The sequence below is a fragment of the Bradyrhizobium sp. HKCCYLRH3099 genome (genome assembly GCF_051167855.1).
GTDB lineage: Bacteria > Pseudomonadota > Alphaproteobacteria > Rhizobiales > Xanthobacteraceae > Bradyrhizobium.
Window position 1 is genome coordinate 149,617 of sequence record NZ_JBNPTW010000016.1, and the last position, 21,935, is coordinate 171,551.

Consider the following 21,935-nt stretch of genomic DNA (forward strand, 5'->3'; position numbering starts at 1 on the left):
CACTCAGGCTCCCTCGACCAGACGGCTGTCGGCATAGACGTGGACATAGGCCGGATTGAACTTCAGGCCGATCGCCGAGCCCGATGGCGAGAACCCGGCCGGCAGCCGCGCGGCGAACTTGGCGTCGCCGACGCGGACGCGCGCGAAGCGGATACGGCCGAGATCGTCGACCCGTTCGATGTTGGCATCGAGCAGTCCCGGCCCGGGCTGCGCAACGTCGACGAATTCCGGGCGGACACCGATTTCGATCTTGGCGCCCGCCGGCAGCGCATCGTAGCTCCGCTCCAGCGACAGCGTGTGACCGGCGATGCGCGCCTCGCGCCCCTTCACCTCGGCGGAGAGAATATTCATGCCGGGCGAGCCGATGAAATAGCCGACGAAGGTATGCGCGGGCTTGTCGAACAATTCGGCCGGCGTGCCGCTCTGCACCACGCGGCCGTCATGCATGACGACCACGGTGTCGGCGAAGGTCAGCGCCTCGGTCTGGTCGTGGGTGACGTAGATCATCGTGAGATCGAGCTCGCGATGCAGCGCCTTGAGCTTGGAGCGGAGCTGCCATTTCAGCTCGGGATCGATCACCGTCAGCGGCTCGTCGAACAGCACGGCGGCGACGTCGGAGCGCACCAGGCCGCGGCCGAGCGAGATCTTCTGCTTGGCGTCCGCGGTCAGCCGCGTCGCCTTGCGATTGAGATCCGGCGTGAGGTCCAGGAGACGCGCAATCTCCGCGACGCGCTTGTCGATCTCGGCCCTGGGCACGCCGCGGTTCTTCAGCGGGAAGGCGAGGTTCTCGCCGACGGTCATGGTGTCGTAGATGACCGGGAACTGGAACACCTGCGCGATGTTGCGCTCGCGGGTCGATGCCTGCGTGATGTCCTTGCCATCGAACAGGATCTTGCCGCGCGACGGCGTCAGGATGCCGGAGATCAGGTTCAGCAGCGTGGTCTTGCCGCAGCCGGACGGGCCGAGCAGCGCATAGGCGCCGCCCTGCCGCCAGGTCATCGTCACCGGCTTCAGCGCGAAGCTTTCGATGTCGGCATCGTTGCCGTGATAGGACTGGGCGAGGTCGACGAGGTCAATGCGGGCCATGCGGCGTCTCCCTCAGATCGCCGGTGCCGCGACCAGGCGGTCGCCGGCGTCGAACACGAAGACGTTGGTGGGATCGAGCACGGCGTCGAGGACCTCGCCGGGCTCGTATTCATGGACGCCGTGCAGCACCGCCACCCAGTTCAGGCCGTCGCGCGTCAGATGCACGAAGCTCTCCGAGCCCGTGATCTCGGTGACGGAGACCGTGGCCGGGAAGGCATGGCGCCCGTGGCTGCCGTCGCCCTTGGCCAGACCAAGCTGATGCGGCCGGAAGCCGACGCGATAGCTGCCGTCCGGCAGATCGGCATACAGGCCGGCCGCGGGAGCGGTGATGTCGCCGGCATAATGCACGCTATCCCCGCGCTTCTGAATATCGACGGTGTTCATCGGCGGGTCCGAGAACACCTGGCCGACACGCAGCGTATCGGGACGGCGATAGACCGCCGCGGTGTCGCCGACCTGGAGCGCCTGGCCTTCCCACATGCAGACGGTGCGGCCGCCGAGCAGCAGCGCCTCCGACGGCTCCGTGGTGGCATAGACGAAGATCGCGCCGGACGCCTCGAAGATGCGCGGCAGCTCGGCGCGCAATTCCTCTCGCAGCTTGTAGTCGAGATTGGCCAGCGGCTCGTCGAGCAGCACGAGGTCGGCGCCCTTCACCAGCGCGCGCGCGATCGCCGTGCGCTGCTGCTGGCCGCCGGAGAGCTGCAGCGGCGTGCGCTTGAGATAGGGCTCGAGACGGAGCAGCCTGGCGGCTTCCGCCACGCGCTTCTCGATCTCCTCGCGCGGTTTGCCCTGCACGCGCAGCGGCGAGGCGATGTTCTCATAGACGGTCAGCGAGGGGTAGTTGATGAATTGCTGATAGACCATCGCGACCGAGCGCTGCCGCACGTCAGCGCCGGTGACATCCTTGCCATCGACCAGCACCTTACCCCTGGTCGGCTTGTCGAGCCCTGCCAGCAGCCGCATGATCGAGGTCTTGCCGGACAGCGTGGGCCCGAGCAGCACGCTCAGCGTGCCGCGCTGCAGGGTCAGCGAGACGTCGCGAATCGTGGTGACGCCGTCGACGACTCGGGAGACGTGATCGAGCGTGACGCTCATGCGCGCGCCCCCGATTCACGCGCCGTCACGGCTGCGCGCTCGCGGTTGGCGTTGATCCACGCATCGAGCGCGGCGATCTCGGCCGCCGACATTCGCAATCCCAGCTTCGATCGCCGCCACACGATGTCCTCTGCCGTCAACGCCCATTCATTCGTCATCAGGTACCTGACTTCACGCTCCGTCAAGGTGCCACCGAAATCCTGGCCGAGATCGGCCGAAGTTGTCGCACCCGCGAGCATGCTCTTGGCGCGCGTGCCATAGGCGTACGCGATGCGCTTCGCATGCGCATCCGACAGGAACGGATGGGCCTTGCGGAGATCCGCGATCAGCGTGGCGACGGCGTCGACTGCCATGTCACCGCCGGGCAGCTTTGACTTGCCGGTCCAACCCTCCTCCGCCTTCGCGCCCTTCAGATAAGGACCAAGGCGTTCGAGCGCCTCTTCCGACAGGCGCCGATAGGTCGTGATCTTGCCGCCATAGATCGACAGCAGCGGCAGGCCGCCCGGCGTATCGAGCTCGAACACGTAGTCGCGCGTGGCGGCCTTGGCTTCGCTGGCGCCGTCGTCATACAGCGGGCGCACGCCGGAATAGCTCCACACCACGTCGGCCGGCGTCACGGGCTTTGCGATGTATTCGCCGAGTGCCGCACAGAGATAGGCGATCTCCTCGTCGGTCGCCTTCACGTTGGCCGGGTCGCCCTGGTAGTCGCGATCGGTGGTGCCGATCAGCGTGAAATCCTGCTGATAAGGGATCGCGAAGATGATGCGGCCGTCGGCATTCTGGAAGATGTAGGCGCGGTCGTGATCGTACAGCTTGCGCACCACGATGTGCGAGCCCTGCACCAGCCGCACCTTCGCCTTGGCATTGACGCCGGCACCGGTCGACAGCACCTGCTCGACCCAGGGGCCGGCGGCATTGACGAGCGCGCGCGCCTTGATGGTCTCGCGCTCGCCGGTCTGCGTGTTCTCGGTCGTGACCAGCCAGACCTGGCCGTCCTGCCGGATCTCGGTGGCGCGCGTGCGCGTGCGGATCTCGGCGCCACGGTCAGCGGCGTCACGCGCCGTCAGCACGACCAGGCGCGCATCGTCGACGAAGCAATCGGAATATTCGAAGCCGCTGTTGTAGCGTCCGGAGATCAGCGGACGGCCGACCTCGTCGCTGCGCAGGTTCACCGAGCGGGTCGGCGGCAACAGCTTGCGGCCGCCGAGATGATCGTACAGGAACAGGCCGAGGCGGAGCAGCCAGGCCGGACGCAGGCCGGAATGGTGCGGCAAAACGAAACGCAGCGGACGAATGATGTGGGGCGCGATCTGCCACAGGATCTCGCGCTCGATCAGCGCCTCGCGCACCAGGCGAAACTCGTAATATTCGAGATAGCGCAGGCCGCCATGGACGAGCTTGGTCGACCAGGACGAGGTCCCGCTCGCCAGATCGTTCATTTCACACAGGAAAACGGAGTTTCCACGGCCGGCGGCATCGCGCGCGATACCGCAGCCATTCACGCCGCCTCCGATGATGGCGAGGTCGTAGATCCGCTCCAAAAGACGCATCCCCCGAGCAATCGCCTTCAATCGGCGATTTCACTTTCGGTTTCGAGTTAAACACAAACGAAAGTGAAAGCAAATCGAAAATCGCATATTGGGCCGCGATTGGGCAAAACCTGCCCAAACCGGAGTCAAACAGCCTTGAGGGGTGGCGGGTGATCAGGCTCGGCGGAGCACGGAGGACGACGCGGTTTCGTTTGCCTCGGCGGTGTCCTCCGCCTCGTCGGCGGGCATGGCCGAGATCACCTCGATGCCCCTGCTGTGGCACAGGCTGGCCAAGCCGTCCGGCAGGGGACGGTCGGTGACGAAGGTCTGGATCTGGCTGAGATGGGCGATGCGCACGGGCGCGCTGCGGTGGAGCTTGGTCGAGTCGGCCACCAGCATCACGCTGCGCGCATTGGCGATGATCGCCTGCGCGACCTGCACCTCGCGATAGTCGAAGTCGAGCAGTGCGCCCTCCTCGTCGATCGCGGATGCGCCGATGATCGCGTAGTCGACCTTGAACTGGCCGATCAGCTGCGTCGCGGTCGAGCCGACCACGCCGCCGTCCGAGCGCCGCACGCTGCCGCCGGCGACGATCACCTCGATGCGCGGATGCGGATAGAGCAGCATCGCGACGTTGAGGTTGTTGGTGATGACGAGCAGGTCCTGATGCGAGGTCAGCGCGCTCGCCACCTCCTCCGTCGTCGTGCCGATATTGATGAAGAGCGAGGAGCCGTTGGGGATCCGCGCCGCGGCGATCGCGCCGATCGCCTTCTTCTCGTCGGCAGCGACGAAGCGCCGCGCCTCATAGGCGAGATTCTCGACCCCCGAGGCGATGATCGCCCCGCCATGGATCCGGGTCAGCGCGCGCTGCTCACAGAGATCGTTGAGGTCCTTGCGAATCGTCTGCGCCGATACTTCGAACCGGCGCGACAGATCCTCGACCATGACGCGGCCGGAGGCACGGGCGATGTTGAGGATATCGGTCTGACGCTGGGAGAGCACGGCCATGGCAAGCTTTCGAAAGTGAGCTGCACCATGGTGATGCTGATCGAGTCAACGGTCAATCAGGGAGGCGGCGCGCGCAGTGCAGCAATCCCGTTGCCCGCATTATGCAGGCCGCCACGTCGGCCAACGTGGGCAGCCTTGGCGCAGAGCTGTTGGCGCAGAGCTGTTGGCGCGCTCAGGCGGCCGCACTCAGCTCGCCCGCGGCGATGCGCATGGCCGCACGTTCCGCTTCACGGGCGTTGCGGAAGATCTGGCCCTCGAGCGCATTGAAGCGGTGCGACGCCGCGAAGAAACGGAAGCCGCCGCGATCGCGAATCACGATCCCCGCCGCCTGAGAGCTGACCTCGATGATGTAGGTGTCGGACATTGCGAATCCCGTGGTTCATTCCGGGGCGTATAACCGGACTCCATGACGTTTGTTCCGGTCAGGGAGCAGCCGGGCATTCCGATGTGATGAACCGATTCCGACAGCAAATTGTGTGGATGTTATGTTGGCTGCAACGCACGCGACGACGCCGTACGACCGCGAGCTTCGCTCGGCGAATCAGCGCGTGGCATCCGGGACGAGCGTGGCGTCGCTCAGCGACGCCTTGGCTCCGTGCAGACGGTCATGATGCTGACCGAGCAGTTGGAAGATGGTGCGGAGATCTCGCAGCATCTCCACATAGTGGTCGCGAAACATGCCGAGCTGCACTTCGTAAATGCCGATTCGCTCCTCGGCATGATGCAGCCGCTGCTGGAGCTTCCGCAGAACTTCAGTCGTCAGCTTCTCATCGACGTTGGACATCACCCACTCCCGGCGTTCGATCCCTCGTTGGACCAGCTATTCCCCCCGGGAGACAGCTCCCTTCCTCGGCTCCTGGGCGGCCAGGAGATGATCGACCGTGTACCCCCAACGGTCGGCGCGACACTAACTACGATAATACCGTCGACGCAACAAGAATTGCGCGACCTGGTTGTGGATGAAGTCCCGCAAGCCGCGGACATCAACATTCCGACACACATCGAAGTGTGTCCGCCACGGCAAGTGCTCGCGACGAGCGAACGCCGTCACGGAAGCCGGGTTCCGTGGCCGTGAGCCAGTTAGGTTACCAGAGGGTTAACGATCATCCGGCGGCAGAGCGGCCGCCGCGTCACGCGGACAGCACGCCGGGATCACGTTTGATCGGCTGCGGACGACCGTCATCGTCGATCGAGACGTAGGTGAAGTTGCCGTCGGTGACGAGGATCGGCTGCTCCTCCTTCCGGCGCAGCACCCAGGCTTCGAGCCGCACCGTCATCGATGTGCGGCCGATGCGCACGAGATGCGCATAGACCGAGACGAGGTCGCCGACATAGACAGCCTTGCGGAAGTTCATCGCCTCGATCGCGACCGTCACCGTGCGCGACTTCGCGACCTTGGCGGCGAACACGCCGCCGCCGACGTCCATCTGGCTGAGCAGCCAGCCGCCGAAGATGTCGCCGTTGGCGTTGGTGTCGGCCGGCATCGCAAGCGTGCGGATGCAGAGATCGCCGCGCGGCTCGGTCGGCGCCGACGATGCGGCTGTGGCGGTCGCTTCGGTCACGTCAGTCGGTCTCCAGTTACGGCGCGCGATGGTGAAGACAGGCGATCAGTCCGGCCTGATCATCTCGAACATGTCTTCCGCCTTGATCTCGAAATAGTCGCCGCGGCGGCCGGCGCGGACGATCGGATGCGCCAGCGCGGTCTGGTAGACGCCATCCTTGATCAGCGCCTTGTCGATATGCACCGCGACGACCTCGCCGAGCGTCAGCCAGGCCTGGGCCTTCTTGCCGTCGGCGCCCTGCAGCTGGATGATCTGCGTGACCTTGCACTCGAACGCAACCGGGCTCTCCCCGACACGCGGGACGTTGACGAACTTGCTAGGCACCGGCGTGACTCCGGCGAGCGCGAACTCGTCGACCTCGCGGGCGACGTGGGCGGCGGAGGCATTCATGTGCTTGGCGAGATCCCGCGTCACCAGGTTCCAGACAAATTCGCCGGTGTCCTGGATGTTGGCGACGGAATCCTTCCACTGCGTGGAAGAGAAGCCGATGATCGGCGGCGTGTAGTTGAAGGCGTTGAAGAAGCTGTACGGGGCAAGGTTGGCATTGCCCTTGCCGTCCCGCGAGGAGATCCAGCCGATCGGGCGCGGCGCGATGATGGCGTTGAAGGGGTCGTGCTTGAGGCCGTGGCCGTTCTTCGGCTCGTAGAAGTGCAAGTCGCGTTCGGTCACGCCGTGGTCCCTTCCGTCATGTGCTCCTGACGTCATTGCGAGGAGCGCAAGCGACGAAGCAATCCAGGGCTGCGCATACGGCCCTGGATTGCTTCGCTCGCAATGACGGAGAACTTAGCTTGCAGCGCCGCTGGAACCAAGCCCCACCAGGACGAAATCGATCATCTCGTCGACCGTGGGACCCGGCTTGGTCGCGCATTGCGCGATCATCTGGGGATGGAAGAACCGCATCATCGCCGTCGTGGCGCATTTGGCCGCCAGCGGCAGGTCGGTGACGGCGAATTCGCCCGAAGCGGCACCCTGCCCGATCACGCGGCCGATGATCTCGGTGATCAGCATCATGTGCGCCTCGCACACCTCCCAGCTCTCCTCCATCGCCACCGCGACCATCTCGTGCAGCTTGCTGTCGCCGACATAGCGCTCGGTGTTCATGCGATGGATGGTGCCGAGCAGCTCGCGCAGCCGCGGAGCCGCCGGTCCGGCGCGCTCGGCAATCGCGATCGCGGCCGCCTCGACCTGGCCCATCAGTTCGCGGGCGACGCCCTGGTGGATCGCCTTCTTCGAATCGAAGAACCGGTACACGTTCGCCGGGCTCATGCGGAGCTCCTTGGCGATGTCGGCGACGGTCGTCTTCTGGTAGCCGATCTGTCGAAACAGGCGCTCGGCAACAACCAGGATGCGTTCGCGCGTATCGGGTTCGATGTGTTCGGAAACCAGCGTCATCATGCCTGCGATCTTGTTGATCCCTTATTCGGCCGCCTCGGCGAGCGGGAGCGCGGGAGCCGGCCCGTCAACGTGCTGCGCTGCAGAATGATCCTGCGCAGCTGCCCCGCGCTCATCCAGGCTCTTGCGGAACCATAGGGCATACAGGCCCGGCAAGTACAGCAGCGTCAGGAAAGTTGCAACGAACAAACCACCCATGATGGTGATCGCCATCGGCCCCCAGAACGCCGAGCGCGACAACGGGATCATGGCCAGGATCGCCGCCAGCGCCGTCAGCACCACGGGGCGGGCGCGCCGCACCGTGGCCTCGATGATCGCCTCGCGCCGGGTCAGGCCGGAGGCGACGTCGTGCTCGATCTGGTCGACCAGGATCACGGTGTTGCGCATGATCATGCCGGCGAGCGCGATCAGGCCGAGCAGCGCGACGAAGCCGAACGGCGCGTTGGCGACGTTGAGACCGAGCGAGGCGCCGATGATGCCGAGCGGCGCGGTCAGGAACACCAGGAACAGCCGCGAGAAGCTCTGCAACTGGATCATCAGCAGGGTCAGCATCACGATCGCCATCAGCGGGAAGAGCGCGAAGATCGACGCATTGCCCTTGGCCGATTCCTCGATCGCGCCGCCCATCTCGATGCGGTAGGCCGGATCGAGCTTGGCCCTGATGTCGGCGAGCTTCGGCCAGATCTGGTTGGTGACGTCGGGGGCCTGCACGCCGTCGGCGACGTCGGCGCGCACGGTGATCGCCATGTCGCGGTTGCGCCGCCACAGGATCGGCTCCTCATGCGCATACTCGATCTTGGCGATCTGCTGCAGCGGCACGGCGACGCCGTTGCGCGAGGTGATGGTGAGGTCGCCGACGCCGGCGAGGTCGAGCCGCTCGGACGGCACCGCACGCGCGATGACCCCGACCTTCTCGATGCCGTCGCGGATCGTCGTCACCTGCACGCCGGAGATCAGCATCGCGAGCGACTGCGACACGTCCTGCGGGGTCAGGCCGAGCGCGCGGGCGCGATCCTGGTCGACGACGAGCTTCAGGTACGGCGACTGCTCGTTCCAGTCGAGCTGCGGATCCCTGACATTCGGATTCTGCCGGACGACGTCGCGCACCTCGCGCGCGATCTCGCGCACCTTGGAGGTGTCCGGGCCGATGACGCGGAACTGCACGGGGAAGCCGACCGGCGGACCGAAATTGAAGCGATCGACGCGGACCCGCGCTTCGTTGAGGTCGCCATTGGCCGCGGCCGTCTCGATCTTCGCCTTGATGCGCTCGCGCGCGGCGACGTCCTTGGCGACGATGACGATCTCGGCGAAGGCCTCGTTCGGCAGCTGCGGCGACAGGCCGAGCCAGAACCGCGGCGAGCCCTGGCCGACATAGGCCGTGAAGGTCTCGATGTCCTTGTCGTCCTTCAACAGCGCCTCGGCCTTGCGCGCGGCCTTCTCGGTGACGTTGAAGGCGGTGCCCTCCGGCAGGCGCAATTGCAGGAACAGCTCGGGCCGCTCCGACAGCGGGAAGAACTGCTGCTGCACGTGGCCGAAGGCGACGATGGAAGCCGCGAAGACGCCGACGGTCGCGGCCACCGTGGTGATGCGATGCGTCACGCACCAGCGCACCACGGCGCGCAGGCCGCGATACATGCGCGTGTTGTAGACGGCGTGCTCGTCATGGCCATGGTGCGCCTTCATGTCCGGCAGCAGCTTGACGCCGATATAGGGCGTGAAGATCACGGCGACGAACCATGACGCCACCAGCGCGATCGCGACGATCCAGAAGATGCTGCCGGTGTATTCGCCGACCGCCGAATTGGCGAAGCCGATCGGCAGGAAGCCCGCAGCGGTGACCAGCGTGCCCGTGAGCATCGGAAAGGCCGTGGATTCCCAGGCGTAGGATGCCGCGCGGACGCGGTCCCAGCCCTGCTCCATCTTCACCACCATCATCTCGACCGCGATGATCGCGTCATCGACCAGCAGGCCGAGCGCGATGATCAGCGCACCGAGCGAGATGCGATGCAGGTCCAGGCCCATCGCGCTCATCGCGATGAAGACGATGCCGAGCACCAGCGGCACCGACAGCGCCACGACGATGCCGGTCCGCCAGCCGAGCGCCAGGAACGAGACGAACAGCACGATGATCAGCGCCTCGACGAAGGAGTGCACGAACTCGCCGACGGCGCGCTCGACCACCTTGGGCTGATCGGCGATCTGGGTGAGCTCGATGCCCTGCGGCACGGCCTTCATGAAATCGTCGGAGGCGGCGTGAACGTCCTTGCCGAGCTCGAGAATGTTGGCGCCCTTGGCGGTGACGACGCCGATGCCGAGCGCCGGCTTGCCTTCCTGATGCACCTTGTAGCTCGGCGGATCGACGAAGCCGTGGGTGACGGTGGCGATATCGCCGAGCCGAAAGACGCGGCCGTTGCTCTCGACCGGCGTCTCGGCCACCGCCTTGGCGCCGTCGAGCGCGCCGGTGACGCGCAGCGGCACGCGCTGCGACGTGGTCTCGACCGTGCCGGCCGGCGTCACATTGTTCTGCTTGGCCAGCGAGTCGAACAGCGCCTGCGGGGTGATGCCGAGGGTCGCCAGCTTGGCATGGCTGAACTCGACATAGATGCGCTCATCCTGGGTGCCGTAGAGATTGACCTTGGTGACGCCGTTGACCTTGAGCAGCCGCTGGCGCAGTCCTTCGGCGACCTTCTTCAGCTGCGCATAGTCGGCGCCGTCGCCGGTCATCATGAACAGGATGGAATCGACGTCGGAGAATTCGTCGTTGACGAACGGCCCGAGCACGCCCGAGGGCAGCGAGGTCTGCGCATCCGCGAGCTTCTTGCGCAGCAGATAGAACAGATACGGCACGTCCTTCGGCGGCGTCGAATCGCGGAAGGTGACCTGCATCGCGGTGAAGGCCGGCTTGGAATAGGTCTGCACCTTCTCGAAGTAAGGCAGCTCCTGCAGCTTCTTTTCCAGGGGATCGGCGACCTGGCTCTGCATTTCCTGCGAAGTGGCGCCGGGCCACATCACCGAGACGTTGACGACCTTCACCGTGAAGAACGGATCCTCGGCGCGCCCGAGCCGCTCATAGGAGATGAAGCCGAACAGGCCGAGCGCGACGATCAGGAACAGCACCAGCGGCGGATGATTGACCGCCCAGGCCGACAGATTGAACCGCTTCATGGCACGCTCCCCGATGATCCGAAGTCGTTAGTTCAGGCCGACAGTCTCAGTGACCGTCATTGCGAGCGAAGCGAAGCAATCCAGAGTCGCACGCGTAGCCCTGGATTGCTTCCTCGCTGCCGCTCCTCGCAATGACGACCGGGTTTGTCTCGTCATTCCGGGGCGCTCGCATCAGCGAGCGAACCCGGAATCTCGAGGTTCCGGGTTCGATGCTGCGCATCGCCCCGGAACGACGATCGTCAGAACGTCAGCGCCGAGACCACGCGCACCTTCTGCGCGGGGTCGATCTTCTGCACGCCGAGCGCGACGACCTTCTCGCCCTCGTCGACGCCGGAGGTAATGAGCACGTCCTTGCTGTCGTAAGCCTTCACCTTGACCGGCTTCAGCATCACCTCGCCCTTGTCGTTGACGACGTAGAGCGAGGGATCACGGCCGTCGTTGAACAGCGCCGACAGCGGCAGCCGCGCGACGCGCGTGGTCGCCGGATCGGACAGCGTGAGCGTCGCGGTCATGCCGAGCGAAACGCTGTCGTTTGCATCCGGCAGCGAGAATTTTGCGAGGTAAGTGCGCGTCGCGGGATCGGCGGCCGGCGCGATCTCGCGCAGCCGCGCCGTGTAGGTCTTGCCGGACTCCGACCACAGCGACACCGTCGCCTTGCCGTTCTTGGCGCGGTCGAGCAGGGTCTCGGGGATCGCGACCACGGCTTCCTTCTCGGCAAACCGCGCGACGCGGATGGCAGCCTGGCCGGCGGCGACGACGACGCCCGGTTCGATCATCGAGGCGGTGACGACACCGCGGGCATCTGCGACCAGCGTCGCGTAGGACAGCGAGTTGCGTGTCAGTTCGACCGAGCGCTCGGCGCGATTGAGCCGCGCGCGGGCTTCATCCGCGGACGCCTTGGCCTGATCCATCTGCGCATCCGTGGTCCAGCCCTTGGCGCGCAGCTCTTTCGCCCTGGTCTCGGCCGCGGAGGCCTGCGCCAGTACGCCGGTGGCGGCGCGGAATTCGGCCTCCGCCTGCTCGGCCTGCAGCTTCAGATCGACTTCGTCGAGGGTCGCGAGCGGCTGGCCGATGTCGACGGTCTGCCCGACCTCGACCAGCCGCTTGGCGACCTTGCCGGCGACGCGAAAGCCGATGTCGGCCTCGATGCGAGGACGGATGGTGCCGACGAAGCTGCGCTCGGGCGTCTCGGCCTCGTAATGGACCGAGGCGACCAGAACCGGCCGGACCGGCTCGGCCTTCTGGGCGACGGTTTCATTGCACCCGGCCAGGGCCGCAGCCATGATGGCCAGCGCAAGGCCAGTCAACAGCTTAGAATAACTCGCGAAAATCAGGCGGATCAACATCGGACACCCCTCGCTGCGAATGCGAGGGAGTGTCGAATGTCGAGTGATGATTGTCAATAATCGTCAGAGATCATGACTTCGTGAATATTAAGACATCTTGCCGCAGGTGCTCAGGAGAAGGGGCAGATCTCGATCGGCGGGAGTGTCCATCACCTCACGGCGTCATTCCGGGGCAACCGCGCCAGCGGTCGAACCCGGAATCTCGAGCTTGGTTTGCACCACAGCGACTCATCTCGGGATTCCGGGTTCGGTCGCTGTCGCGATCGCCCCGGAATGACGGCGCCTGGTCCCAACGCACGGTGTCCGCAGTGCGGATCACCGCAACGCGCTCACTCCGCCGGCGCCTGGCCGGCGAACTCCACCTTGCTCTCATGGCCGCCGAAGAACACGAGCAGACCGGCCATCAGCGGTAGCGCCGACAGCGCGAGCAGGCCATGCGTGGTCGAGCCCGTCGTGTCCTTGATCCAGCCGACCAGATAGGGACCGCCGAAGCCGGCGAGATTGCCGATCGAGTTGATCAGCGCGATCGCGCCGGCGGCAGCCGTGCCCGACAGCCACGCCGTCGGCAATGTCCAGAACACGCCGAACACGCAGAACACGCCGATCGCGGCGAAGGTCAGCGCGACCATGGTCAGCTTCGGATCGCCGATCTGGCTCGATGCCGCCAGCGCAATCGCGATCAGGATCATCGGCGCGCCGACATGCACGACGCGCTCGCGCGTCGCATCCGAATGACGCGCCCACAGGATCATCGCGACGGTGCCGAACGCATAGGGGACCGCGGTGACGAAGCCGGTCTGCGTATTGGTCAGGCCGAACGCCTTGACGATCTGCGGCAGCCAGAACTGCATGCCGTAGAGCGCGCCGACGAAGCCGAAATAGATCAGGCTGAGCACGATCACCTTCGGCGACGACAGCGCCTCGCCAAGCGTCATGTGCCCCGCCGCCTGCTTGGCCGCGGTCTCCGCCTCGAGCCTGGCCGCGAGCCAGGCCTTCTGCTCCGCCGACAGCCAGGTCGCGTGCTCCGGCCGGTCGGTCAGATAGAACCAGGTGACGACACCGAGGATGATCGACGGGATGCCTTCGATGATGAACAGCCACTGCCAGCCCTGCAGCCCCATCCACCCGTGCAGGCCAAGCAGCAGGCCCGACACCGGCGCGCCGATCACGGTGGAGACCGGCACGGCGACCGCGAAGGCGGCGAGGAAGCGCGCGCGATACTGCGCCGGGTACCAATAGGTGAGATAGAGGATGATGCCCGGAAAGAAGCCGGCCTCGGCGACACCGAGCAGGAAGCGCAGGACGTAGAAGCTCCACGGACCGGACACCAGCGCCATCAGCGCCGAAATGATGCCCCAGGTCACCATGATGCGGGCGATCCAGCGGCTGGCGCCGAACTTCTCCAGCGCCAGATTGCTCGGCACCTCGAAGATGAAATAGCCGATGAAGAAGATGCCGGCGCCCCAGGCGAACACCAGCGGCGAGAATTTCAGCTCGGCGTTCATCGTCAGCGCGGCGAAGCCGAGATTGACGCGGTCGAGATAGGAGAAGAAATAGGCGAGCACCAGGAACGGAATCAGCCGCCACGAAATGGCGCGGATGGTGGCGGCCTCGATATCGGACCGGCCAGACGCGGCCGGACGAATGGTTGACGAACTCATCGATCTCCTCCCGGGAGCATTGCAGAATTTGATAGTTGATGGCGGTGTTGAGCATCGGTCGTGGCAAGTCAATCGGAAAACCAGATATTCCACGGCCTTCCGCCGCATCGCGGGGGCGCCGCGCACGCATGACGTCCGCATATCCCGATCGTCCGAGCCGCCCCGATGCGCGCCGCCGCGCAGCGTTTGCCCTGGTGGTGGCCTTCGTCGTGATCGCGCTAGGCCTCGCTTTGCGCTTCTACGGCCTGGGCCTCGGTCTTCCCGCCTTCGTCGTCAAATACGGCGGTTCCATCCTTTGGGCGACGATGGTGTACATGCTCCTGGTCGCGCTGCTGCCGCTGAGGTCGTGGCGGCAGATCGGTGGTCTCGCGCTCGCCCTCGCCGTGATCGTCGAGGCGAGCCGGTTGATCCATACGCCCTGGCTCGACAGCTTCCGCCTGACGCTGGCCGGCGCGCTGCTGCTCGGTCGCATCTTCTCGCTGTGGAACATCGCCGCCTATGCGATCGGCATCCTGATCGGCATAGCGATCGATCGGATCGCGTTGCGGTCTCCTCGGCCTAACAGCACGGCGAAAGATGCTGCCAATTCGTAACTCCGTCATGCCCGGGCTTGTCCCGCCTGCGCGGCCGAAGCCGCTTCGGCGCGGCGAAGGCCCGGGCATCCACGTCGTTCCCAATATACCGGATGACGTGGATGGCCGGGACGAGCCCGGCCATGACGACGTGGAGATGGACGAGCGCAAAACTGCCGTCCAAATGCGATCGCCCAGCACGGCTTAGGTTGCCTGGGGCGAGGCTCCATGCCGGCTGAGATCTCAGTTCGAATTGGCACCCGCGCGGCTGAAGAAAGCCATCAGTTCCTCCGCCAGGACGGCCGGCTGCTCTTCCGGGATGTAGTGGCCGCACGAGCCGATCGTGATGCCATCGACGCGCTCGGCGACCTGCCTGAGCGGCGCGGCCATGTCGACGATCGATCCCTGGTCGGCGCCGACCGCCAGCACCGGCGGCTTCAGTTTGCCTTTGGCTTTCAGCTCGCGGTTCTGATCCGCCGACACTACGGCCGCACGATAATAGCCAAGTCCCGCGCGCAGGCCGCCGGCCTTGGTCAGCACGCGCGCGTATTCGTCGAGATCGCCCTCAGAGAATGCTTCGGGATTGGCGCCCTTGCGGCGCAGAAACCAGGCGAGATAATCGCGCTCGCGGCCCTCAATCAGCATCTCCGGAAGGTCCGCGACGACGTGGAACGCGAAGTGCCAAGTGCGCCACGCGCGGTCCGGCGCGTACGGCAACGCCTCGGGCAAGGTCACGCCGGGAATGCCGGCATCCAGCAGCGCCAGGCTTTGCACCGCATCTTCGAACAGTGCCGCGTAGGGATAGGCCACCCACGCGCCAATGTCGTGCCCGGCGAGATGATGGCTGGTGACGCCAAGCTGCTGCAGCAGGCGATGCACTGACGTGGCGAGCGTCTGGGTGTCGTAGCCATCCGCCGGCCGGTCCGAGTCGCCCTGCCCTGGAAAGTCGATCGCAATGACGCGATAACGCGCGCCCAGCAGCGGCATGACCTTGCGCCAAGCAAACCAGCTCTGCGGAAAACCGGCCAGCAGCACCACGACCTCGCCATCCGGCCGGCCACCACTGACATAGTGCAGCCTGAGGCCGTCAACGGTCGCGAACCGGTGCGTGAAGCCGGGCAACGCGGCGTCATCGCGCGCGAATGGTTCAGCCGCGACCAGCCGCGACGGACGTTGGACAGAAACGGCGTTCATCAATTCCGACATGGATCACCCTCTTTATTATAGAACAAACGTTTCCTAATTTCGCGCAACATCACGCGAACAGGGCCGCGGCTTGTTTTGCCACCTTCGTCATCTCGCTCTTGGCGCGTCCGGTCTTGCCGACCACCCGCAGGCCCTGGATGACGCAGAACAGAGCCCCCGCCGCGACCTCAGCATCGAGATCCGGCCGGATCGATCCGTCGGCCTGACCGAGCCTGATCAGGTCGCGCAACAGGGTCTCGACCCGGCGCAGCGAATTGCGGACCTTGGCCGCGGCTTCCGCATCCAAGGTGGCGAGCTCGGTGGCGCTGGTCACGACCAGGCAGCCGCGCCGGCCCTCGCTGTCGCTGGCGGAGTCCGCATAGAATGCCAGCAAGGCCTCCAGCTTGTCGCGGCCGCGGTGTTGCGCATCGAGCCGCTCGCGCAGCTGCCGGTCGCGGCGCGCGATGTAGTAGTCCAGCGTCGCCAGGAAAATCGCGCTCTTGTCCGCGAAGGCCTTGTAGAGGCTGCCGGTGGCAAGCTTCATCGCAGCCCGCAATTCCGCCAGCGAGGCGCCGTGGTAGCCACGCTCGCTGAACACCACCAGCGCCTTGCCGAGGGCGGTATCCATGTCGAACTCGCGCGGCCGGCCTGGCCCGCGGCGCTCTGATGAATTCGTCTGCGGCTTCGTCATGCCCTATTTTAGGAAACATTCGTTTCCAAATCAAGCCCGCCGATCGCCCGTCGGACACAAGGTCAGTCTCCCAGCTGAAACCGCTGGAACCGGTGCAGTTCGTCCTCGATGGTCCGCTTCAGCGCCTTGCGATGGTCGCCGCGCGCCGCCTTGCCCTGGCCGACCCAGCTCCATTTCTGCATCAGCAGCTTGCCGTTCTGCCGGTCGGTCTTCAAATCGAGCGCCGCGACGATCTCCTCGCCGACCAGCACGGGTAGCGCAAAGTAGCCGAATAGCCGCTTGTCCTTCGGCACATAGGCCTCGAAGCGGTGGTCATAGTCGAAGATCGCCTGCGTCCGCTTGCGCTGGATGATCAGCGGATCGAACGGCGACAGGATGTGCACGCGCGCAGGGTCGATCGCGATCGCCTCCTCCAGAGCGGTCGGCGCCGCCCAATGCTCGTGCCTGCCGGCGCTCTCCAGCGCGACGGGAACGAGCTCACCGCGCCGGACGCGCTGATCGATCACCCGGCGCACATCCGCCTTGCGCGGCGCATTGAGATGGCACAGCGAATCCAGGCTGACGACGCCCTGCGCACGCAGGCCGCGATCGAGCAGATAGGCCGCGATCTCGCGCTCGGTCGCGCCCTTCGGCAGCCGGTTCCAGCCGAAATGCCGCGTCGTGAGATCATAGGTCTTGAGCATGCCGTCGCGGCCAGCGACCGTCAGCACGCCCTCGTAGAAGCCGAGCTGCAGCGCGCGCTTCGACGGCTTGCGGCTCGCCCAGGCGTGGTCCTTCTCGCGCAGCTCGTCGTCGTCGATGTCGCGGATCGTCAGGGCCCCGCCCTGCCGGATCAGCCGCATCACCTTGCGGCTGTCCTCCGGCTTCACCGTCTGCAGCCAGCGATGCCCCTCGCGGCGATAGCGCCGCATGGCGGGCACGAAATAGCGGAAGTCCTGCACCGGAACGTAGGACAGCGCATGCGTCCAATACTCGAAGACCGTCTTCTCCGCGCTCTGCGCCTGCGTGAGATCGGCGCGCCGATAGGCCGGGATGCGGCTGAACAGGATGTGGTGGTGACAGCGCTCGATCACATTGATGGTGTCGATCTGCACGTAGCCGAGATGCGCGACGGCGGCCGCGACGGCTTCGGCACCGGCACCGAACGGCGCCTCCTGATCGAGGCGCTGGGCGCGCAGCCAGAGCCGTCGCGCGGTGGTCTTCGAGAGCGGGAGGGGAACGGACGGCATGACGGCGCAATCGTGCGAGATTCGCCCGCATCGGCGCAACGGCAATCCGCCGCCGTCCAACCTATTGCTTGGGCTTGTCCGGAATGCTGCCGGTGGCGATCTCGGTCTTGCAGCTGGCGCGGCCGGCGTCCGGCGCGTGACACTTGTAGACGCGGCCGGTCAGGCGGTCGACGAGCCAGGCCGTATCCTCCGACGGACTTTCCAGACCGACATAGCGATTGCCGACGGCGGAGATCAGGGTCGACAGCAGGATCGAGGCCGCAATGATGGTTGCCCCGATCAGCGTCGACATGGAACCGGAGGATCCCGACGAGTCCGGGGGGCTCGTTCGGGACGTGTAGTCGCGCCTCTGTGATGAGTTGAACACGGCTATGCTTTTCTGTTCACGCTTCTTCACTCAATTCGCCGCTGGCCCGCGTCGCTCCTTCTCGTTTGCGATTTTTTTCCGGCGATGGATATCCGGTAGAACCGCATCTGGCCGATTTGTTGTTCGCAGACCGGCCGAGGGCCGATTGCATTGCGACAACCTCGCAGCCGCATGGGCAGCATCGGTCGCCGGGTTCCTCCCGCGCTACGTGATCTCGATCACATTCCGATGCTTTGAACCGGTTCTACTGTCGGCGCATCCAATGGCCATAGGTCATGAAGACCCCGAGGATACGACGATGACCCCGTTTTATGGACGTTTTGCAGTTCGGGCGGCGGCGTTTTCCGCCGTGTTGACGATGAGCGTGGGCGCGGCGCTCGCCGGCGAGGCGGTCTCCGCCGACCAGATCCTGAACGCGCTCAAGCCGAAATCGGCGACCCGCAGCCTGTCGACCACGCAGGCGCCGCAGGTCGATCCGGCGACCCAGGCCAAGCAGGCCGCCCTGCTCGACAGCGTCCGCAATCGCAAGACGCGTTCGCTGTCGCTCGGCGAGCGCGAGCAGATCGCGGAACTCGCCGCAACCAAGCCGAAGATCGATCTCGAGATCCAGTTCGACTACAACTCGGCCGAGATCAGCAAGGCCTCGATGCAGGCGGTGCAGGAGCTCGGCAAGGCGCTGTCGGATCCGAACCTCAAGGGCTCGACCTTCGTCGTCGCCGGTCACACCGACGGCATCGGCAGCGAGAGCTTCAACCAGGATCTCTCCGAGCGCCGCGCCGACACCATCAAGCGCTTTCTGGTCGACAAATACGGCCTCACAGGCCAGGACCTCGTCACCGTCGGCTATGGCAAGACCAAGCTGAAGGACACCGCGAACCCGGCCGATCCGCTGAATCGTCGCGTCCAGGTCGTCAACATGGACACCAAGACCGCAGCGGCGAAGTAATGATCACGGCGTGTCCAGCACCTCGCGGATCTTGGTGCTGAGCATCGCCCGGCTGAGCGGCTTCTGAAGCAGCGCAACGCCCGGATCCAATCGCCCCTGATGGACGATGGCGTTGCGCGAATAGCCGGTCATGAACAGCACCTTCAGCGTCGGGCGCGTGACGCGCAGATCATCCGCCAGCTGCCGCCCGTTCATGCCGGGCATCACGATGTCGGTGAGCAGCAGATCGACGTCCAGCGGCTCGCGCGCCAGCAGCGCCAGCGCCGCCGGACCATCGGGCGCCTCATGCACGGCATAGCCGAGTTCGGCCAGGGTCTCGGCGATGTAGCTGCGCACCTCGGGCTCGTCCTCGACCACGAGCACGGTCTCGCTGCCGCGACTGCCGACGACCGCAGCACGGTTGTCCGGCGCCTCGACGGCGGCGGCATGCGCGCGCGGCAGATAGATCTTCACCGTCGTCCCCTCGCCGACCTCGCTGTAGATGTTCACGTGGCCGCCGGACTGTTTCACGAAGCCGTAGACCTGACTCAGCCCGAGGCCGGTGCCCTGCCCCGGTTCCTTGGTGGTGAAGAACGGATCGAACGCCTTCTCCACGACCTCGCGCGGCATGCCGACGCCGGAGTCGGTGATCGCGATCAGGACGTATTGGCCGACCCGGACGTCGGCGTGCTGCCGCGCATAGGCCTCGTCGATGAAGCTGTTCGAGGTCTCGATCGTCAGCTTGCCCTGGCCCTGCATCGCGTCATTGGCGTTGACGACGAGGTTGAGGATCGCGGCCTCCATCTGGCTCGGATCGACCTCGACCTGCCACAGCCCGGCGCTTTCGACCACCTCCACGCTGATCGTCTCGCCCAGGGTCCGCCGGAAGAAATCGGACATGCCCGCGAGCAGCCTGTTGACGTTGGTCAGCCGCGGATCGAGCGGCTGGCGGCGGGCGAAGGCGAGCAGCCGCTGCGTCAAGGTCGCGGCGCGCTGAGCCCCATTCGCAGCATGCGCGATGGCGCGCGCGAGGCGGTCGCGGGCGGCTTCGCCCTGCGCCTGCAGGCTGCGCTCGGCGATTTCCAGGTTGCCGCTGATGATGGTGAGCAGGTTGTTGAAGTCATGCGCGACGCCGCCGGTCAGTTGGCCGACCGCTTCCATCTTCTGCGCGTGGCGCAGCATTTCCTCGGCCTCGCGCCGCTGCCGGCTCTCGACGACCAGCGCCGCCTCGGCGGCGCGCAGCTGCGCCGGCGACGGGATCGCCAGGAGCTTGGGCAGCAGCGGCCACAGGATGCCGGCGGTGAGGATAGAGGCCAGCGCGGTCATGGCCTTGACCAGACCTTCGATGCCGTAGATCGGAACCCAGAGCGTGACGATCGACAGCACATGGGTGACGCCGCAGGCCATGATGAACAGCGCGAACGCCCAGAACAGGAACCCGAAATCGACATCCCGCCGCTTCAGCACGAACAGCGTCAGTACCACCGGAATGGAGAAATAGGCCGCGGCGATCACGGCATCGGACGCGACATGCAGCCAGATCAGCTCGGGTTCCCAGAGCAGACAAATCCCGTGCGGAGACAGACTCGACGAATCGAGCAGCCGCTGCAGCAATCCCAACATTGAGCCTTGCTCCCCCAACGCTTCTCGCGAAGCAGAGCGAAACTGGCTGCGGGGGATGGTCTCGTCAAGCAACAGACGGCGGGAACCCAAGGGAACTCACGTTCCGATGAGGGCTCAGATCCAGCTCTGGAACAGCATCAGCCGCGTGAACGTCTGCATCGTCGTTCCCAGGAACGCCGCGCTGACCGGCAGCAGCGCGAGGAAGCCTGCGACCGCGACCGCGGTATAGGCCCACAGCGCCCAGCGCGGTGCGCGCAACAGCACATGGACCAGCGCGAGGCTCGCGAGCGTCGCCGACGGCAGATAGTAGTAGAGAAAGCTCAGCGCGCGCGGCAGCAGCGCCCAGGGCAGATAGCAGCCGAGATAGAACGCCAGAATCAGGAACGCCGTCGCGCTTCGCGAAGCGATGAAATCCCGCAGGCAGATCGCAAGCGCCGGCAGCGCAGGCCACAGCACCAGGGGATTGCCGAGCAGCACCACGGCGGCGATGCTGTTGTCGCTCACCTTGTCGAACAGGAACCAGACCGGCCGGACCAGGAACGGCCAGCTCGGCCAGGCGCTCATATAGGTGTGGCCGGCGATCGCCGTGGTGACGCTGTCGGCGAAGATGCGCCGCTGCGCTTCGAAGATGGCCATGACCGACAGACCATGCAACGGAACGAAGGTCGCGAGATAGCAGAGCAGCGGCGCGGCGCCGAAGCACAGCCCGATCTGCGTCCAGCCCAATCCGGGCCATTGCTCCGGCTGATACCAGTCGGTTTCCGCGGCATCGCCGAACGACGCCTGCCAGCGCTGCAGCAGCTTGATCAGGCCGACGATGAGCAGCGCCGTCAGCAGCGGGAACAGGCCGCTCCATTTGCAGGCGATCGACAAACCGAACAGCGCTCCGCTGAGCGCAAACAGAGCTTGCGGCCGTCGCTGCCGGTAGGCGAACAGGAACGCGGCGATCGCGAGCAGGCTGAAGGCGAGCGCGCCGATGTCGAGCATCGCCGTGCGCGCCTGGACGAACAGCATCTGATTGACGAAGGCGAGCAGCGCCGCCGCGATCGCCGGTCCCTGCGCCGCGAACAGCGCGAGACCGCACAGATAGACCGCGGCGACGGAGAGGCCGCCGAGAACGGTGCTTGGATAACGCCACGCGAAGGCATTGTCGCCGAACGTCCTGATCGACAGCGCGATCAGCTCCTTGGCGAGCGGCGGATGCATCGGGTTGAGCTGCGGGTTTGCCGGCGCCAGCCCCAGCATCTGCCGCGCCGCCGGCACGTAATGCACCTCGTCGAAGACGAATTTTGCCGGCGACGCTAGCCCCACCATGAGCACGACATGGGCGACGAAGAAGATCAGGAGCGCCGTCAGCGCGGAGCGGCGGGCCGACAGCGCGCCCTCCGGCGCAGCATCGACCGCGTCCTCATCGTCGTCACGATCGGCAACGGCACCCTTCACGCGCATGCGAATGAACTAATCCGGTTGGCTGTGCAACTAAACACCATCGACGCATC

Annotated in this window: 20 protein-coding genes; 2 read left to right on the forward strand and 18 right to left on the reverse strand. The window is 65.7% G+C overall.

Annotated elements, in window-relative coordinates; translation table 11 throughout:
- Positions 1 to 3 precede the first annotated feature (3 nt).
- From ACQR1Y_RS26085 to ACQR1Y_RS26140, 12 genes are all read right to left on the reverse strand, one after another.
- Positions 4 to 1,086, reverse strand: coding sequence for an ABC transporter ATP-binding protein (locus tag ACQR1Y_RS26085; RefSeq protein WP_434857133.1), 1,083 nt, complete (start codon positions 1,084 to 1,086; stop codon positions 4 to 6).
- 12 nt (positions 1,087 to 1,098) lie between these two features.
- Positions 1,099 to 2,181: an ABC transporter ATP-binding protein gene (locus tag ACQR1Y_RS26090; protein ID WP_434857134.1), complete on the reverse strand. Its 1,083-nt coding sequence runs from the start codon at positions 2,179 to 2,181 to the stop codon at positions 1,099 to 1,101.
- Positions 2,178 to 3,731 (reverse strand): glycerol-3-phosphate dehydrogenase, encoded by a 1,554-nt coding sequence (gene glpD / locus ACQR1Y_RS26095; RefSeq protein ID WP_434876993.1) that lies wholly within the window; start codon positions 3,729 to 3,731, stop codon positions 2,178 to 2,180. The genes ACQR1Y_RS26090 and glpD overlap by 4 nt, the downstream gene beginning before the upstream one ends.
- Positions 3,732 to 3,884: 153 nt before the next feature.
- Positions 3,885 to 4,718, reverse strand: a complete 834-nt coding sequence (locus tag ACQR1Y_RS26100; RefSeq protein WP_434876994.1) for a DeoR/GlpR family DNA-binding transcription regulator — start codon at positions 4,716 to 4,718, stop codon at positions 3,885 to 3,887.
- A 172-nt stretch (positions 4,719 to 4,890) separates the two neighbouring features.
- Positions 4,891 to 5,082 (reverse strand): hypothetical protein, encoded by a 192-nt coding sequence (locus ACQR1Y_RS26105; protein WP_434857137.1) that lies wholly within the window; start codon positions 5,080 to 5,082, stop codon positions 4,891 to 4,893.
- 177 nt (positions 5,083 to 5,259) lie between these two features.
- The gene (locus ACQR1Y_RS26110; protein ID WP_434857138.1) at positions 5,260 to 5,502 is read right to left on the reverse strand and encodes a hypothetical protein; all 243 of its coding nucleotides are present in this window, start codon (positions 5,500 to 5,502) and stop codon (positions 5,260 to 5,262) included.
- A gap of 346 nt (positions 5,503 to 5,848) precedes the next feature.
- On the reverse strand, positions 5,849 to 6,280 hold the full coding sequence (locus ACQR1Y_RS26115) for an acyl-CoA thioesterase (RefSeq protein WP_434857139.1): 432 nt from the start codon (positions 6,278 to 6,280) through the stop codon (positions 5,849 to 5,851).
- 45 nt (positions 6,281 to 6,325) lie between these two features.
- Positions 6,326 to 6,949, reverse strand: a complete 624-nt coding sequence (locus ACQR1Y_RS26120; protein ID WP_434857140.1) for a flavin reductase family protein — start codon at positions 6,947 to 6,949, stop codon at positions 6,326 to 6,328.
- Positions 6,950 to 7,063: 114 nt separating this feature from the next.
- On the reverse strand, positions 7,064 to 7,675 hold the full coding sequence (locus tag ACQR1Y_RS26125; protein ID WP_434857141.1) for a TetR/AcrR family transcriptional regulator: 612 nt from the start codon (positions 7,673 to 7,675) through the stop codon (positions 7,064 to 7,066).
- Positions 7,676 to 7,696: 21 nt separating this feature from the next.
- Positions 7,697 to 10,837, reverse strand: a complete 3,141-nt coding sequence (locus tag ACQR1Y_RS26130) for an efflux RND transporter permease subunit (protein ID WP_434876995.1) — start codon at positions 10,835 to 10,837, stop codon at positions 7,697 to 7,699.
- A 239-nt stretch (positions 10,838 to 11,076) separates the two neighbouring features.
- Positions 11,077 to 12,183, reverse strand: coding sequence for an efflux RND transporter periplasmic adaptor subunit (locus tag ACQR1Y_RS26135; protein ID WP_434876996.1), 1,107 nt, complete (start codon positions 12,181 to 12,183; stop codon positions 11,077 to 11,079).
- A 329-nt stretch (positions 12,184 to 12,512) separates the two neighbouring features.
- The gene (locus tag ACQR1Y_RS26140) at positions 12,513 to 13,844 is read right to left on the reverse strand and encodes an MFS transporter (RefSeq protein WP_434876997.1); all 1,332 of its coding nucleotides are present in this window, start codon (positions 13,842 to 13,844) and stop codon (positions 12,513 to 12,515) included.
- Positions 13,845 to 13,972: 128 nt separating this feature from the next.
- On the opposite strand from ACQR1Y_RS26140, the gene ACQR1Y_RS26145 reads away from it, so the two are divergent.
- Positions 13,973 to 14,437, forward strand: coding sequence for a DUF2809 domain-containing protein (locus ACQR1Y_RS26145; RefSeq protein ID WP_434876998.1), 465 nt, complete (start codon positions 13,973 to 13,975; stop codon positions 14,435 to 14,437).
- Between the two features lie 222 nt (positions 14,438 to 14,659).
- Here ACQR1Y_RS26145 and ACQR1Y_RS26150 read toward each other — a convergent pair whose 3' ends face one another.
- The 4 genes from ACQR1Y_RS26150 to ACQR1Y_RS26165 form a co-directional block, all read right to left on the reverse strand.
- Positions 14,660 to 15,622, reverse strand: a complete 963-nt coding sequence (locus ACQR1Y_RS26150; RefSeq protein WP_434876999.1) for an alpha/beta fold hydrolase — start codon at positions 15,620 to 15,622, stop codon at positions 14,660 to 14,662.
- Positions 15,623 to 15,671: 49 nt separating this feature from the next.
- Entirely contained in the window at positions 15,672 to 16,229 is a 558-nt protein-coding gene (locus ACQR1Y_RS26155; RefSeq protein WP_434877000.1) for a TetR/AcrR family transcriptional regulator, read from the reverse strand.
- A 125-nt stretch (positions 16,230 to 16,354) separates the two neighbouring features.
- The gene (locus ACQR1Y_RS26160; RefSeq protein ID WP_434877001.1) at positions 16,355 to 17,521 is read right to left on the reverse strand and encodes a winged helix-turn-helix domain-containing protein; all 1,167 of its coding nucleotides are present in this window, start codon (positions 17,519 to 17,521) and stop codon (positions 16,355 to 16,357) included.
- 61 nt (positions 17,522 to 17,582) lie between these two features.
- Complete coding sequence (locus ACQR1Y_RS26165; RefSeq protein ID WP_434857149.1) at positions 17,583 to 17,813, reverse strand: hypothetical protein; 231 nt, start codon at positions 17,811 to 17,813, stop codon at positions 17,583 to 17,585.
- 373 nt (positions 17,814 to 18,186) lie between these two features.
- Between ACQR1Y_RS26165 and ACQR1Y_RS26170 the strand changes: the two genes are divergently transcribed.
- Entirely contained in the window at positions 18,187 to 18,834 is a 648-nt protein-coding gene (locus tag ACQR1Y_RS26170; protein WP_434877002.1) for an OmpA family protein, read from the forward strand.
- 3 nt (positions 18,835 to 18,837) lie between these two features.
- Here ACQR1Y_RS26170 and ACQR1Y_RS26175 read toward each other — a convergent pair whose 3' ends face one another.
- A complete protein-coding gene (locus ACQR1Y_RS26175) occupies positions 18,838 to 20,436 on the reverse strand; it encodes a response regulator (RefSeq protein WP_434877003.1) in 1,599 nt (532 codons plus the stop codon).
- Positions 20,437 to 20,550: 114 nt separating this feature from the next.
- Positions 20,551 to 21,885 carry a glycosyltransferase family 39 protein gene (locus ACQR1Y_RS26180; RefSeq protein ID WP_434877004.1) on the reverse strand — a complete coding sequence of 445 codons (1,335 nt, stop codon included), beginning with the start codon at positions 21,883 to 21,885 and terminating at the stop codon, positions 20,551 to 20,553.
- Positions 21,886 to 21,935 lie beyond the last annotated feature (50 nt).

Excerpts from the sequence above, each read along its gene's own strand:
- ACQR1Y_RS26100 (WP_434876994.1), bottom strand. The coding sequence starts at position 4,718 with ATGGCCGTGCTCTCCCAGCGTCAGACCGATATCCTCAACATCGCCCGT.
- ACQR1Y_RS26130 (WP_434876995.1), bottom strand. The coding sequence starts at position 10,837 with ATGAAGCGGTTCAATCTGTCGGCCTGGGCGGTCAATCATCCGCCGCTG.
- ACQR1Y_RS26150 (WP_434876999.1), bottom strand. The coding sequence starts at position 15,622 with ATGTCGGAATTGATGAACGCCGTTTCTGTCCAACGTCCGTCGCGGCTG.
- ACQR1Y_RS26105 (WP_434857137.1), bottom strand. The coding sequence starts at position 5,082 with ATGTCCGACACCTACATCATCGAGGTCAGCTCTCAGGCGGCGGGGATC.
- ACQR1Y_RS26170 (WP_434877002.1), top strand. The coding sequence starts at position 18,187 with ATGACCCCGTTTTATGGACGTTTTGCAGTTCGGGCGGCGGCGTTTTCC.
- ACQR1Y_RS26155 (WP_434877000.1), bottom strand. The coding sequence starts at position 16,229 with ATGGATACCGCCCTCGGCAAGGCGCTGGTGGTGTTCAGCGAGCGTGGC.
- ACQR1Y_RS26145 (WP_434876998.1), top strand. The coding sequence starts at position 13,973 with ATGACGTCCGCATATCCCGATCGTCCGAGCCGCCCCGATGCGCGCCGC.
- ACQR1Y_RS26125 (WP_434857141.1), bottom strand. The coding sequence starts at position 7,675 with ATGATGACGCTGGTTTCCGAACACATCGAACCCGATACGCGCGAACGC.
- ACQR1Y_RS26140 (WP_434876997.1), bottom strand. The coding sequence starts at position 13,844 with ATGAGTTCGTCAACCATTCGTCCGGCCGCGTCTGGCCGGTCCGATATC.
- ACQR1Y_RS26090 (WP_434857134.1), bottom strand. The coding sequence starts at position 2,181 with ATGAGCGTCACGCTCGATCACGTCTCCCGAGTCGTCGACGGCGTCACC.
- ACQR1Y_RS26135 (WP_434876996.1), bottom strand. The coding sequence starts at position 12,183 with ATGTTGATCCGCCTGATTTTCGCGAGTTATTCTAAGCTGTTGACTGGC.
- ACQR1Y_RS26180 (WP_434877004.1), bottom strand. The coding sequence starts at position 21,885 with ATGCGCGTGAAGGGTGCCGTTGCCGATCGTGACGACGATGAGGACGCG.
- ACQR1Y_RS26085 (WP_434857133.1), bottom strand. The coding sequence starts at position 1,086 with ATGGCCCGCATTGACCTCGTCGACCTCGCCCAGTCCTATCACGGCAAC.
- ACQR1Y_RS26165 (WP_434857149.1), bottom strand. The coding sequence starts at position 17,813 with ATGTCGACGCTGATCGGGGCAACCATCATTGCGGCCTCGATCCTGCTG.
- ACQR1Y_RS26175 (WP_434877003.1), bottom strand. The coding sequence starts at position 20,436 with ATGTTGGGATTGCTGCAGCGGCTGCTCGATTCGTCGAGTCTGTCTCCG.
- ACQR1Y_RS26110 (WP_434857138.1), bottom strand. The coding sequence starts at position 5,502 with ATGTCCAACGTCGATGAGAAGCTGACGACTGAAGTTCTGCGGAAGCTC.
- glpD (WP_434876993.1), bottom strand. The coding sequence starts at position 3,731 with ATGCGTCTTTTGGAGCGGATCTACGACCTCGCCATCATCGGAGGCGGC.
- ACQR1Y_RS26160 (WP_434877001.1), bottom strand. The coding sequence starts at position 17,521 with ATGCCGTCCGTTCCCCTCCCGCTCTCGAAGACCACCGCGCGACGGCTC.